The organism is Mycobacterium paraffinicum (assembly GCF_001907675.1).
GTDB classification, from domain to species: domain Bacteria; phylum Actinomycetota; class Actinomycetes; order Mycobacteriales; family Mycobacteriaceae; genus Mycobacterium; species Mycobacterium paraffinicum_A.
Genome location: NZ_MPNT01000005.1, coordinates 62961 through 76662, shown reverse-complemented (window position 1 = coordinate 76662; position 13702 = coordinate 62961). Strand labels below are relative to the sequence as shown.

Genomic DNA, 13702 nt, shown 5'->3' with positions numbered 1-13702 from the left:
GCGAGCGCCGCCGCCCCGAGCCCCGCTACCGCCCGGCGGGCCACCCCGCCCAAGCGGTGCGTTAGGGCGCCGGGTTCGGTGGTGCCGTCACCGCCTCGGGGTTCCGGGGCGACGTCGGCGGGCTCGTCGTCGCGATCCGATTCGGCCTCGTCGCTGATCGGGTCCGTGTCCGGATGTGCCCCCAGGTCGTCGGCCGCCGGGTCGGGCTCGTCGGCTTGGCCGGGGCGGTCTTTTCGGCCGAACCATTCCTTAGCCATGGATGACAGCGCCCCGATGTACCGTTCGCCGGCACCGCGGCAGGGCGTCGGTCGGGCCCAAGCGCGGCAAGGCCGGGACGCGCGCCCGCGGGTCGGTTGACCAGCGCTGGACGGCGTCGCTGGGTGCGCGGACGTCCAGGGTCCCGGCATCCCAGACGGCGTAGGAGGCCGGCGCGCCGGGCACCAGGGTTCCCGTCTTGCCGTCGTGAATGCCGGCTGCGCGCCAACCGCCGCGGGTTGCGCCGGCGAACGCGGCCCGCGCGGAGACCGCGCTGCCGGGAGTCTGGTGGTTGACCGCCGCGCGCACGCTCGCCCAGGGGTCGAGGCCCGTGACCGGTGCATCGGAACCTAGCGCGAGGGGCACGCCTTGGGATGCTAACAGCGCAAACGGATTGAGCCGACTGCCTCGTTCGGCGCCGAGGCGCCGCGCGTACATGCCGTCGGCGCCGCCCCACAGCGCGTCGAAGTTGGGCTGCACGCTGGCGATGACGCCCCATTGCCCGAGTTGGGCGGCCTGCTCGGCGGTGACCATTTCGAGATGCTCCAGACGGTGCCCGCACCGGGCGACGGCCACCACCCCGAGGTCGGCCACCACCCGATCGAGGGCGGTCACCACGGCCGACACCGCGGCATCGCCGATGACGTGGAAACCGGCCGTCACCTGAGCCTCGGTGCACGCGCGCAGGTGCGCCTCCACCAAGGCGGGCTCGAGGTAGCAGGTGCCGGACCGGTCCGCGGCGTCGGCGTACGGCTCGTGCAGCCAGGCGGTGCGCGACCCGAGCGCGCCGTCGACGAACAGGTCGCCGGCCAGCCCCCTGGCTCCGGTCTCCTCGATGAGCGCGCGCGCCCCCGCCGGGGTGCTCACGGCCTCACCCCAGTAACCGGTCACCTCGACGCCCTCATCGAGCGATCGCAGCTGCAGCCAGTCGTCGAGGCCGCCGATCTCGGGTCCGGCGCATTCGTGCACCGCGACGATGCCGGCCGCCGCGGCGGCCCGCAGGGCGGCGGTGCGGGCTTCGGCCAGCTGCTCGGGCGTGAGCAGGTCGCGGGCGACGGCACGGACCAGGTGGTGCGCGTCGGCGGTGAGTGGCCGGTCCGGGTCGAAGCCGGCCGCCGCCGGCAGGTCGGCGACCCGTCGGCGCAGGGCCGTGGAGGCCAGCGCGGAGTGGACGTCGATCCTGGACAGGTAGGCGGGCCGGTCTCCCAGGACGGCGTCGAGGTCGGCGGTGCTTGGCGCGCTGTTCTCGGGCCATGACGACTCGTCCCACCCGTGCCCCCAGACGGGCCGGCCCGGGTGGGCGGCCGCGTGGTCGGCGAGCAGCTGAAGGCACTGCGATCGGGAGCCGGCCGCGCGCAGGTCGAGACCGCTGAGCGTCAGGCCGGTGGCGGTCAGGTGGATGTGGCTGTCCACGAATCCCGGCGCCACGAAGCCGCCATCTAGGTCCTCGATCGTGGCCTCGGGAAACAGGCCGCGGCCGACGTCGTCGCTACCGAGCCACGCGATGACGTCGCCCCGCACCGCCATGGCGGTGGCGTCCGGATGGGTCGGGCTGTGCACCCGGCCATTGACCAGCAGCGTGGTGGGCGTGTGGCTCACAGGGCAAAACTACGTGGGCTTCGGGGCGGGGCGTTCAGTCCCAGGCGGGCCGGCCGGGGAATCCGCCGCGGACCGGCTCGTTGTCGAGGGCGGGCGGCCGGTAGTCCCGGACGTCGACGACCTCGCCGTCGATGTAGTCGTCGGCCGCGGCGCCGCCGGCCTGGCGCACGCCGACGCCGAACGGCGTGCTGTCGGCGAGCAGCGGCATTCGCCGCCGCAGGCCGCGCATGGCGACCGAGGCCAAACCGGGTCCGACCGCCGACCGCACGGGCCGAACCATCAGCAGCAGCCCGAGCGCCGTGGTCACGAGCCCGGGCACCAGGACCAGCACGGCGGCCAACGAGACCAGCGTCCCGTCCCGCACCGCGGTGCGCGGCTCGGCGAGACCGGAGCGGAGCTCGCCGACCTGGCGCAGCAGGTGCGAGCCCATCATCGGCACCAGGAGGCCCCATCCGAGCAGGAAGGTGCCCGCCAGCGCCAGCAGCGTCCAACCCCACCCGAGCGTCGAAACCAGGGCGATGATCGCCGCCAGTTCGACGGCGGCGTAGCCGAGAAACAGCCGTGACAGCATGCCAGGGCAACGTCCGTCGACCGCGTCGAAGTTCCCATGGTGGGGTCCGGGGCGATTGCAGTTAGATGACGCTATGACCACGATTGAGATCGACACGCCCGACGGACCGATCGACGCGCTGCTGGACATTCCCTCGGGTCAGGGCCCGTGGCCCGGCGTCGTCGTGATTCATGACTTGTTCGGATACGCCCACGACAAGGAGTCGACGAACAAGCGCATCGCCCAGGCCGGCTATCTGGCGATCACCCCCAACATGTACGCGCGGGGTGGCCGTATCCGCTGCATCACCCGGGTGATGAAGGAGCTGCAGACGCAGCGCGGCCGCGCCCTGTCCGACATCCTGGCGGCGCGCGATCACCTGCAAGCCATGCCGGAATGTTCCGGCCAGGTCGGCATCGCGGGGTTCTGCATGGGTGGCCAGTTCGCGCTGGTCATGTCTCCCAAAGGTTTTGGCGCCTCGGCCCCGTTCTACAGCACTCCCCTGCCCCGCAACCTCGACAAGACGCTGGACGGGGCGTGCCCGATCGTGGCCAGTTTGGGCGCCAAAGACCCGCTGGGACGGGGCGCGCCCGAGAAACTGCGCGAGACCATCGCCAAGAAGAACATCACCGCCGACGTGAAGGTCTACCCCGGCGTGGGGCACAGCTTCGCCAACGAGCTGCCCGCCCAATCACTGCTGCGGATCACCGGTTTCGGCTACGACCGGGACGCCACCGAGGACGCCTGGCGCCGCGTCTTCGCGTTCTTCGGCGAACATTTGGCGTCGGGCGCGTCAACGTAGTTGCCTCAGTTGAGCTTGCGTGACAAGACCGTCGCGAAAGTGTGGGTGTCCCCCGGCCAACGCGCCGATACGTACCTGCCGTCGTCGACCACGAACGCGGGCCGCGGGTCGGTGGCGGTGTCGCGCGCCATGCCGGAGGTTTTGCGCCGCCAGTCCGGCGAACCGCGCACCACGTCGCGGAAGTCCGTCGGATCTGCAAGTGCGCGAGTCACTTCCGCCTGCACCGACATGTAACCGTCCGCCTGGCCGGGCTGCTCGGTGTAGGTGCGGTAGTAGTTTCGGTCCCAGAACCGGGTGACGCGCGTCAACCGCCACGCCAGGCGCTCCATCGCCCACGTCAGGCCCGTGGTCTGGTGCCCGTGGAGCACCGAGCGGCCCGTGTCGGGGTCGACGCTGCGCGCCGCGAGCAGCACGCCGTGACAGATGGCGGCGACGACGATGCCGCCGCTGAAGGCGTCCACCACGAGCCGATGCAGGATGCCGCTGTCGATGTAGCTGCGCATTCCGCGGGCCCGATGCCCGCCGGGCAGCAGCAGCGCGTCGATGCCGTCGAGTGTGGCCTCCGCCCACGCGATTGGGTGCTGAAATTCGTTTGACGTCAACATGTTCCGATAGGCGCTGCGCCCGTCGGAGTTGGCGCGCAGCGCGAGCCCGATGACGGGAATGGCGCCCAGCACCGGCAGGCCGGACCAGACGTCCAGGCCGCGGCCGGTCACCATGATGTCGTCCGCCGCGCCGGGCGCTCCACTTTCGGTGGCGAACACCACCCCATGACCGTTGTCGGTCAGGACGCGCCAGCTGACGGCGACCTCAGTCGGGTCGAAGTCGCGGTCCGGGATCGGGACGAGGACGGTGCCCATGTGCCTTTACGTGGGGGCCACTTTGAGCTCGAGCCCGACGTTGTTCTCCATGCCGCCGCGCAGCTTGCTGAAGAAGTTGAAGACCTTGCCCACCACGCCGTAACGCCGCCCGATCGCGTCGTACACGGCGGCGGTCTGCGACTTGTCGAGGATGGCGGCGGTGCCTTCGACGGCCTCGCTGGTCGGTTTGCCCTGCATCGTGCAGGTGGCCAGCGTGACCCGCGGCGTGTTGCGGATCCGCTTGACCTTCCACGACTTTGCCTGGGTGATGACCACGAGCCGATCCTGGTCGGCGGCCGCCCAGATCGGCGTCGGCTTCGGCTTGCCGTCCTTGGTGAACGTGGTCAGCAGGATGTATTGCGCCTTGGCGAGATCGGCGAAGGTGGGCGTCACGGTAACAACGTACGCCGCGGGCCCCCCTCGCGGTGCCGAGTGTGCGGCCAACCGCACGTTCGGTGCCGAGTGTGCGGCCAGCCGCACGTTCGCCCAGGGGTCAGCCCTCCAGGTCCCCCTCGGTTTCCAGCAGCGCCTGGCGCAGGCCATCGAGGGTCTCGGGTTGCGGCTGTTCCCACATGCCGCGGCCGGCGGCCTCCAGCAGTCGTTCGGCCATGCCGTGCAGCGCCCAGGGATTGGACTCCGCCATGAACTTCCGATTTTCGGGGTCCAGCACGTAACTCTGGGTGAGCTGCTCATACATCCAATCGGCCATCACCCCCGCGGTCGCGTCGTAGCCGAACAGGTAGTCCACCGTCGCCGCCATCTCGAACGCACCCTTGTAACCGTGCCGGCGCATCGCCGCCATCCAGCGCGGATTGACCACGCGGGCGCGAAACACCCGGGTGGTCTCCTCGGACAGCGTCCGCGTCCGGATCGCGTCGGGCCTGGTGTTGTCACCGATGTAGGCGGCCGGTGCCTGCCCGGTCAACGCGCGGACCGTGGCCACCATGCCGCCGTGGTACTGGAAATAGTCGTCGGAGTCGGCGATGTCGTGTTCGCGGGTGTCGGTGTTCTTGGCGGCCACCGCGATGCGCCGGTACTGGCGGTTCATGTCGTCGACCGCCGCGCGGCCATCCAGGTCGCGGCCGTAGGCGAAGCCGCCCCACGCGGTGTAGACCTGAGCCAGGTCGGCGTCGTCGCGCCAGTTGCGGCTGTCGATCAGCTGGAGCAGCCCCGCGCCGTAGGTGCCCGGCTTGGAGCCGAAGATCCTTGTCGTGGAGCGGCGCTCGTCGCCGTGCTGGGCCAGGTCGGCCTGCGCGTGCGCCCGCACGTAGTTGTCGTCGGCCGGCTCGTCGAGACCGGCCACCAGCCGCACCGCGTCGTCGAGCATCGTCACCACGTGCGGGAAGGCGTCGCGGAAGAAGCCCGAGATTCGCACGGTCACGTCGATGCGCGGACGCCCCAGCTCGGCGAGCGGGATGGCGGTGAGGTCGACGACGCGCCGCGACGCGTCGTCCCAGACGGGCCGGACTCCCAGCAGCGCAAGCACTTCGGCGATGTCGTCCCCGGCGGTGCGCATCGCCGACGTGCCCCACACCGAGAGCCCCACCGACTGGGGCCACCGCCCATGATCGTTGCGGTAGCGGGTCAGCAACGAATCCGCCAGGGCCACACCGGCCTCCCAGGCCAGCCGCGACGGCACCGCCTTGGGGTCGACGGAATAGAAGTTTCGGCCGGTGGGCAACACGTTCACCAGGCCGCGCAGCGGTGAGCCCGAAGGGCCGGCCGCGATGAACCGGCCGTCCAACGCGTTGAGCACCTGGTCGATCTCTGCCGCGGTGCCGGCCAGCCGGGGCACCACCTCGGTGGCCGCGAACCGCAGCACCGCGGCCACCTCAGGGTTGTCGGTGATGCGTTCGGCCGCAACGGGATCCCAGCCGCTAGCCTGCAGCGCGGCCACGAGTTCGCGTGCCGCCGCCTCGGCCGAATCGACCGAGGCGCGCTCGTCGGTGCCGTCCTCCGCGAGGCCCAGCGCCTGCCGCAACCCCGGGATGGCGTGCTGGCCCCCAAACAGCTGACGGGCGCGCAGGATCGCCAGCACGAGGTCGAGTTCGGTTTCCCCGGAGGGCTTTTGGCCCAAGATGTGCAGGCCGTCGCGGATCTGCACGTCCTTGATCTCGCAGAGCCAGCCGTCGACGTGCAGCAGCATGTCGTCGAAGGAGTCCTCCGGGGGCCGCTCGGTCAGCCCGAGATCGTGGTCCATCTTCGCGGCCCGGATCAGCGTCCAGATCTGTTGGCGGATGGCGGGCAACTTGACGGGATCCAGCGCGGCGACGTTGGCGTGCTCGTCGAGCAATTGCTCCAGCCGGGCGATGTCGCCGTAAGTTTCGGCGCGCGCCATCGGCGGAATGAGGTGGTCAACGAGCACCGCGTGCGCCCGCCGCTTGGCCTGGGTCCCCTCACCCGGGTCGTTGACCAGGAAGGGATAGATCAGGGGCAGATTCCCCAGCGCGGCGTCGGATCCGCACGCCGCCGACATGCCCAGCGTCTTGCCGGGCAGCCATTCCAGGTTGCCGTGCTTGCCCAGATGCACCACCGCGTGCGAACCGAATCCGGCGTCCAGCCAGTGGTAGGCGGCCAGGTAGTGGTGGCTGGGCGGCAGGTCGGGGTCGTGGTAGATCGCCACCGGGTTCTCGCCGAACCCGCGGGGTGGCTGCACGATCAGCACCACGTTGCCCGCTTGCATCGCGGCGATCACGATTTCACCGTCGGGGTCTCGTGTGCGATCCACGAAGAGGTTCCCAGGCGGCGGGCCCCAATGCCGTGCCACCTCGTCGGTCAGTTCGGTGGGCAGCGTCGCGAACCAGGCGCGATAGTCCTTGGCGGACAGCCGGATTGGATTGCCCGCCAATTGCCCGTCGGTGAGCCAGTCGGGGTCCTGACCGCCGCGTTCGATCAAGGCGTGAATCAGGGCGTCACCGTCGTTGGCGTCGACCCCGGGGAGCTCTCCCACCTGATATCCGCGCTCGCGCATCGCCCGCAGCAGCGCGACCGCGCTGGCCGGAGTGTCTAGGCCGACGGCGTTCCCGATCCGGGCGTGCTTGGTCGGATAGGCCGAAAACACCAGGGCCACCCGCTTGTCGGCCGGGGCGACATGGCGCAGCCGCGCGTGCCGGATCGCCAGGCCCGCGACCCGTGCGCACCGCTCCGGGTCGGCGACGTAGGAGATCAGGCCGTCGTCGTCGATCTCCTTGAAGGAGAACGGCACCGTGATGATGCGGCCGTCGAACTCGGGCACCGCCACCTGGGTGGCCACGTCGAGCGGGCTGAGCCCGTCGTCGTTTTCACTCCACTGAGCCCGCGAGCTGGTCAGGCACAGCCCCTGCAGGATCGGAATGTCCAGGGCGGCAAGGTGTTCGACGTTCCAGCTGTCGTCATCGCCGCCGGCCGACACCGTGGCCGGCTTCAGTCCGCCGGCGGCCAGGACGGTGACGACCATGGCGTCGGCGTCGCCCAGCCGCTGCAGCAGTTCGGGTTCGGCGGTCCGCAGCGACGCACAGTAGATCGGCAGCGGTCGCGCGCCGGCGGCCTCAATGGCGCGGCAGAGCGCCTCGACGTAGCCGGTGTTGCCGGCCAGCTGCTGTGCGCGGTAGTACAGGACGGCGATTGTCGGGCCGTCGGTTTCGGCGTTCGACCGCTCCAGCTCGCCCCAGGTCGGTGTCACGACGGGCGGGCTGAAGCCGAAGCCCGTCATCAGCACGGTGTCGGACAAGAAGGCGTGCAGCTGGCGCAGGTTTTCGACGCCGCCGTGCGCCAGGTAAATGTGCGCCTGCACCGCGATACCGGCGGCGAGCGTGGACAGGCCGGTCAGCTCGGCGTCGGCGGCCTGCTCGCCGCTGACCAACACCGTCGGTACCCCGCTGGCGATCACAGCATCGATGCCGCTCTGCCAGGCGCGGTACCCGCCGAGGATCCGGACCACGACGATCGCGGCGTCGGCGAGCAGGCCCGGCAGCTCGCTTTCGTCGAGGCGTGAAGGGTTGGCCCACCGATAGTTCTTCCCGCTGGAGCGGGCGCTGATCAGGTCTGTGTCGGACGTCGACAGCAGCAAAATGCTCGGCTCAGCCACCCCTCATTCGTACCGTAGGGTCGCCGCGATCCGGGCGGCGACCTCTTCGGCGGCCCGCAAAGCCTCGTCGCTCGTGCCGGGTTCGTAGCGGTCGGCGACCGGGTCGTAGTCGGCGCCGGCGATGGACCCGTGGTCGGCGGTGAGCTCGACCAACTCGACCGGCCAGCCGACCTGCCGGAGCCGAGCGGCGAAGTCCCTGCTGGCCGTTACCGGGACGACGTCGTCGGCCAGGCCGTGCAGCAACGTGAACGGCGCACCGGCTCGGTCCGCCGTCAACGCGTCGGTCGGCACCCGACCGGTCAACGGGTCGGGCACCATGAACGCCCCGGCAAGGCAGACGGTGTGCGCCAAGTCGACGTCGCCGCGCAGCGTCAGACCCGCAGCCGCGCACCCACCCATCGACCATCCGACCAGCACGATGCCGTCGGGGTCGCTGGCGCGTTCTCGGGTGAAGTCGAGCGATGCCAACAGATCCCCGCGCCCGCCGTCGTCGGCGTGGGAGTTCCAGTCCGGCGCCACTACTGCGGCGCCGCGCTCGGCGAGCATGCCGGCGAGGGGACGGAAGGCGGCGCGGGCGTCGGTCTGCATGCCGTGCCACAGCAGGACCGTGGGCTGCGTCGAGTCGCCGTAGACATCGGCCAACCGGCCCGGGGCGTATTCCACTGTCCGCATGCGGACGAGGGTGCCCGGCAGGGTGTGGTCCCAATCGTCAGGCGGATCAGGGCCGTACCGTGGACGCATGGCCAGGACACGCGACACCGACGCATGCCCGGGTGCGCTGCAGGTGCACCGGGCCGCCGACGGCGCTCTGGCGCGGATCCGGCTGCCCGGCGGGATGCTGACCGCCGCCCAGCTGAGGGCGCTCGCGCGCGTGTCGCGCGAACACGGCTCGGCGACGCTGGAGCTCACGGCGCGCGGCAATGTGCAGCTGCGCGGGATCACCGATGTGACGGCGGCGGCCGAGGCGATCGCCGCTGCGGGACTCTTGCCCTCCCAAACCCATGAGCGGGTACGCAACATCGTCGCGTCCCCGCTGTCCGGCCGCGCCGGTGGGGCCGGTGACGTGCGGCCGTGGGTCGGCGAGCTGGACGCGGCGATCTGCGCCGAGCCGAGCCTCGTCGAGCTGGGCGGGCGATTTTGGTTCAGCCTCGATGACGGGCGCGCCGACGTCTCGGGGCTGTGCGCCGATGTCGGTGTGCACGCGCTCTCCGATGGTTGGGCGTTGCTGCTCGCCGGACGCGACACCGGCGTCCGGCTGACCGCCGGCGAGGTGATCGAGACGCTGGTCGTCATCGCGAAACGTTTTGCGGCGACGCGTGGAAACGCTTGGCGCGTCAAGGAATTGGACGACGTGGGGAGCCTGCTGCCCGGTGTCGAGCTCGGTGCCGTCGGCTTTCCCGCGGTCACCAGGCCGCCGGTGGGCTGGATCAACCAGGATGACGGCCGGGTGGCGCTCGGTGCCGCGGTGCCACTGGGGGTGCTGTCCGCGGACGTCGCGGAATACCTGGCGGCGGTCGAGGCGCCGCTGGTGATCACGCCTTGGCGCTCGGTGCTGGTGTGTGATCTCGACGAGGGGGTCGCCGACGTCGCGCTGCGGGTGCTGGCCCCGTTGGGTTTGGTTTTCGACGAGAACTCCCCCTGGCTGAACGTCAGCGCCTGCACTGGCAGCCCCGGGTGTGCGCATTCGCTCGCCGATGTCCGGGCCGACGCGGCCGCGGCGGTGGGCGGGGATGCCGGTGTGCATCGTCACTTCGTCGGCTGCGACCGCGCGTGCGGCAGCCCGCTGACCGGTGAGGTGCTGCTGGCGACTGGTGACGGATACCGCCCGCTACGGTAATCGGGTGCTCGACTACATCCGCGACGCAGCTGAGATCTATCGCCAGTCGTTCGCGGCCATTCGGGCCGAAGCCGACCTGAGCCGCTTCCCGGACGATATCGCGCGGGTGGTCGTGCGATTGATCCACACCTGTGGGCAGGTCGACGTCGCCGACCACGTCGCCTACACCGACGATGTCGCCGCGCGTGTCGGCGCGGCGCTGCGCGGCGGCGCTCCAGTGCTGTGCGATTCGTCGATGGTGGCCGCCGGAATCACCGGCGCGCGCCTGCCGGCCGGCAACGAGGTGGTGTCGCTGGTGGCCGACCCGCGCGCCGCGGAGCTGGCCGCGCGCCGGCACACCACTCGTTCGGCCGCGGGGGTGGAGCTGTGGGCCGACCGGCTGCCCGGGGCCGTGCTCGCCATCGGCAACGCGCCCACCGCCCTGTTCCGGCTGCTCGAGCTGATCGACGAAGGCGTCTCCCCACCGGCCGGGGTTTTGGGCGGACCGGTCGGATTCGTCGGGTCGGCCCAGTCCAAGCAGGAACTCATCGAGCGTCCACGCGGGATGTCGTATCTGGTGGTGCGGGGCCGTCGCGGTGGCAGCGCCATGGCCGCCGCCGCCGTCAATGCGATCGCGAGCGACCGCGAATGACACCGCGGGGCACGCTCTGGGGCGTCGGGCTGGGGCCCGGGGACCCGGAACTGGTGACCGTCAAGGCGGCCCGGGTGATCGGCGAGGCCGACGTGGTGGCCTACCACAGCGCCCGGCACGGCCGCAGCATCGCGCGGGGTATCGCGGAACCGTACCTGCGGCCCGGGCAGATCGAGGAGCACCTGGTCTACCCGGTGACCACCGAGGTGACCGACCACCCCGGCGGCTATGCCGGGGCCATCGAGGACTTCTATGTGGAAGCCAGCGCGCGCATCGCCGCACATCTCGACGCGGGCCGCAATGTGGCGTTGCTCGCCGAGGGCGACCCACTGTTCTACAGCTCCTACATGCATTTGCACACCCGGCTGACGCAGCGGTTCGACGCGGTCATCGTGCCGGGGGTGACGTCGGTGAGCGCCGCCTCGGCGGCCATCGCGACGCCGTTGGTGGCCGGTGACGAGGTGCTCTCGGTGTTGCCGGGCACCCTGCCGGTCGCCGAGCTGACCCGCCGCCTGGCCGACGCGGACGCCGCGGTGGTGCTGAAGCTGGGACGCTCGTATCACGCTGTGCGCGAAGCGCTTTCGGCGTCCGGGCAGCTCGACGACGCGTACTACGTCGAGCGGGCCAGCACCGTCGGGCAGCGGATACTGCCCGCCGCCGACGTCGACGAGGCCGGCGTGCCCTACTTCTCGCTGGCGATGCTGCCGGGTGGGCGCCGCGGACGGCGCTCAGCGACAGCCGGCACCGTCGCGGTGGTCGGCCTGGGGCCCGGCGACCACGACTGGATGACCCCACAGAGCCGGCGCGAGCTGGCCGGCGCCACCGACCTGATCGGCTATGCCGGCTACCTGAACCGCGTCCCGGTGCGCGACGGGCAACGGCGACACCCCAGCGACAACACCGACGAACCCGCGCGGGCCCGACTCGCCTGCGCGCTGGCTGAGCAAGGGTGCGCCGTCGCGGTGGTGTCCTCGGGAGACCCCGGCGTGTTCGCGATGGCCACCGCGGTGCTGGAAGAGGCCAAAGAGTGGCCGGGAGTGGCGATCCGGGTGATTCCGGCGATGACTGCCGCCCAGGCCGTCGCCAGCCGGGTCGGCGCTCCGCTGGGCCACGACTATGCGGTGATCTCGCTGTCCGACCGCCTCAAGCCGTGGGAGATCATCGCCGAGAGGCTGGCCGCCGCGGCCGCCGCCGACCTGGTGCTGGCCATCTACAACCCGGCGTCCAAGACGCGAACGTGGCAAGTCGGCGCGATGCGCGACCTGCTGCTGGAACACCGCGAACCCGGGACGCCGGTGGTGATCGGCCGCAACGTCTCCGGACCCGACGAGAACGTTCGCGTGGTGCGGCTGGCCGATCTCGACCCAGCCGACGTGGACATGCGTTGCCTGCTGATCGTGGGTTCTTCCCAAACCCAATGGCATGCAAGCGATTCCGGTGACCGAGTGTTCACGCCCCGCCGCTACCCGCCCGGTTAGTCGTTGCCCCAGCTGCTGGGCATCATCGGCACGGTGGGTCCGTCACCGAAGCCTTCGCGGGTCAGCGTCGCCAACCCGGTCGGCTGTGGGAGACCGGATCTCGCTGCGGCCCCGGCGAATCCGAGCGGTCCGCCGCCCTGATCGGACGGGCTCACGGCTTCCGGATCTTCGTCGTCCACACGCGAATCCTGATCGAGGTCCATGAACTCGTAGCGGTACGCGCGGTCGGTCGCCGTTCCGGCGCGGCGTCGCCGCGCCCGCGCCTTCTTTTTGGTTGCGGCCGCCGCGCCTGCCGCGGCTGGTGCGTCGACGTCGTCGGGCGCCGGCTCCTCCGACTTGCGGCGTGCCCGGCCACTGGCGCTGCCGCGCGCCGCCAGCCCGGACAGTCCCACGGCATACAGCGCGTCGGACATGCCCGCGCCGATGCCGTCCGTGGCGGTGGGACTGAACCCGGCGCCCGGCCCCCCACCGACCGGTCCGCCGCCGGCCGGGGTGGCCACCGTCGATGCGGGGGCGCTGGACATCGTCGGGGCGTTGCTCACGCCGGCTGGAGCGGTGCCGATCGCCGGCGCCGGCGCGGTCGCCAAGGGTGCCGCCGCGGCGGCGGGCGCCGGCAGCGGTGCGGCGGCCGACAGCGGGGCCGCGACGCTGATCGCGGTGACAGCGGCCGCCGCTCCCCCCGCCGCGGCGGCGCCCAGGACCGAAACAACCATCGGCGCCAGCACCACCGCCATCTGGATGGCGGCCTGCATGAAGGGCCAGAAGATCATCAGGGTGTGAAAAATCGCCCAGCCCAGGGCGCTGGAAAGCGCCGGCGAGAAGCCCAGCTGACCGAAGAACGAGGCGAGGCCGTTGACGAACGGCACCGGCGGAAACGGCCAGCCACCGGGATTGAGGTCCTTGGAAACCGGCCACGCGAAATTCTTCGTGTACTGCTGCAACCACGCGGTCAGCTGATCCTGCCAGGACGGGTAGGTCCGGGTGGCCTGCTGCTGGGTGTCGGCGGCCTGCACCGTCGCGACGCTCGCCTCCGCGCCGGGGGTGACGATCGTGGGCGCAGCCGTGGTGGCGGGCACCGCGGCGAGCGCGGATTCTGCGGTCACTTGGTAGGAGGTCATCGTCGTGGCGGCTTGCACCCACATGCGCGCATAGTCGGCCTCGTTCACGGCGATCGGAATGGTGTTGATGCCGAAGAAGTTCGTCGCCACCAGCGCGGCATGCGTCGCGTGGTTGGCCGCGAGTTCGGGCATCGTCGGCATGGCAGCCAGCGCCGCGGTGTAAGCCCCGGCCGCCGTCTCGTGCAGCGCCGCGGCCGTCGCGCTCTTGGCGGAGCCCTCCAGCAGCCAGGCCAGATACGGGGCGTGGGCCGCAACGTACTGTTCGGCGCTGGGCCCCTCCCACGCGCCGCTCTGCACGGCGCCCAGCAGCCCGGTCAGTTCCTCTGCGGCCTCGGCGTATTGGCTGCTCATCGACGACCACGTCGCTGCCGCAGCGAGCATCGGCCCGGGTCCGGGGCCGCTGCTGAGCAGGGTCGAGTGCACCTCGGGCGGAAAGGCGATCCAGATCGGGGCGGTCATCGTCGGGGGTTTTCGGGCAGAAACACGAACACCTCTTCGGTGAATGT

The 13702-nt window shown here is 71.2% G+C and carries 11 protein-coding genes; 4 read left to right on the top strand and 7 right to left on the bottom strand.

What is annotated here, in order from left to right:
• Window positions 1–249 precede the first annotated feature (249 nt).
• Together BRW65_RS07790 and BRW65_RS07785 are read right to left on the bottom strand one after the other, a co-directional pair.
• A complete protein-coding gene (locus tag BRW65_RS07790) occupies window positions 250–1782 on the bottom strand; it encodes an amidohydrolase (RefSeq protein WP_139272937.1) in 1533 nt (510 codons plus the stop codon).
• A gap of 106 nt (window positions 1783–1888) precedes the next feature.
• Entirely contained in the window at window positions 1889–2425 is a 537-nt protein-coding gene (locus tag BRW65_RS07785; protein WP_073873228.1) for an FxsA family protein, read from the bottom strand.
• A gap of 73 nt (window positions 2426–2498) precedes the next feature.
• Here BRW65_RS07785 and BRW65_RS07780 point away from each other — a divergent pair, with 73 nt between their 5' ends.
• Entirely contained in the window at window positions 2499–3206 is a 708-nt protein-coding gene (locus BRW65_RS07780; RefSeq protein ID WP_073873226.1) for a dienelactone hydrolase family protein, read from the top strand.
• A gap of 5 nt (window positions 3207–3211) precedes the next feature.
• Here the strand turns inward: BRW65_RS07780 and BRW65_RS07775 are convergent, their stop codons facing one another.
• From BRW65_RS07775 to BRW65_RS07760, 4 genes are all read right to left on the bottom strand, one after another.
• Window positions 3212–4066 carry a type 1 glutamine amidotransferase domain-containing protein gene (locus tag BRW65_RS07775; protein ID WP_073873224.1) on the bottom strand — a complete coding sequence of 285 codons (855 nt, stop codon included), beginning with the start codon at window positions 4064–4066 and terminating at the stop codon, window positions 3212–3214.
• Between the two features lie 6 nt (window positions 4067–4072).
• Window positions 4073–4459: a PPOX class F420-dependent oxidoreductase gene (locus BRW65_RS07770; protein WP_073873222.1), complete on the bottom strand. Its 387-nt coding sequence runs from the start codon at window positions 4457–4459 to the stop codon at window positions 4073–4075.
• A 100-nt stretch (window positions 4460–4559) separates the two neighbouring features.
• Window positions 4560–8132 carry a cobaltochelatase subunit CobN gene (gene cobN / locus BRW65_RS07765; RefSeq protein WP_073873220.1) on the bottom strand — a complete coding sequence of 1191 codons (3573 nt, stop codon included), beginning with the start codon at window positions 8130–8132 and terminating at the stop codon, window positions 4560–4562.
• Between the two features lie 3 nt (window positions 8133–8135).
• Window positions 8136–8804: an alpha/beta hydrolase gene (locus BRW65_RS07760; RefSeq protein WP_073873219.1), complete on the bottom strand. Its 669-nt coding sequence runs from the start codon at window positions 8802–8804 to the stop codon at window positions 8136–8138.
• Window positions 8805–8871: 67 nt separating this feature from the next.
• Between BRW65_RS07760 and cobG the strand changes: the two genes are divergently transcribed.
• The 3 genes from cobG to BRW65_RS07745 are packed head-to-tail and all read left to right on the top strand — an operon-like array spanning window position 8872 to window position 12078.
• Window positions 8872–9969: a precorrin-3B synthase gene (gene cobG / locus BRW65_RS07755; RefSeq protein WP_073873217.1), complete on the top strand. Its 1098-nt coding sequence runs from the start codon at window positions 8872–8874 to the stop codon at window positions 9967–9969.
• A gap of 4 nt (window positions 9970–9973) precedes the next feature.
• Entirely contained in the window at window positions 9974–10600 is a 627-nt protein-coding gene (locus BRW65_RS07750) for a precorrin-8X methylmutase (protein WP_073873214.1), read from the top strand.
• Window positions 10597–12078 carry a precorrin-2 C(20)-methyltransferase gene (locus tag BRW65_RS07745; RefSeq protein ID WP_073873213.1) on the top strand — a complete coding sequence of 494 codons (1482 nt, stop codon included), beginning with the start codon at window positions 10597–10599 and terminating at the stop codon, window positions 12076–12078. The genes BRW65_RS07750 and BRW65_RS07745 overlap by 4 nt, the downstream gene beginning before the upstream one ends.
• On the opposite strand, the gene BRW65_RS07740 is transcribed toward BRW65_RS07745, so the two are convergent.
• Window positions 12075–13655 (bottom strand): PPE family protein, encoded by a 1581-nt coding sequence (locus tag BRW65_RS07740; RefSeq protein WP_073873211.1) that lies wholly within the window; start codon window positions 13653–13655, stop codon window positions 12075–12077. The genes BRW65_RS07745 and BRW65_RS07740 overlap by 4 nt on opposite strands.
• Window positions 13656–13702: the final 47 nt, after the last annotated feature.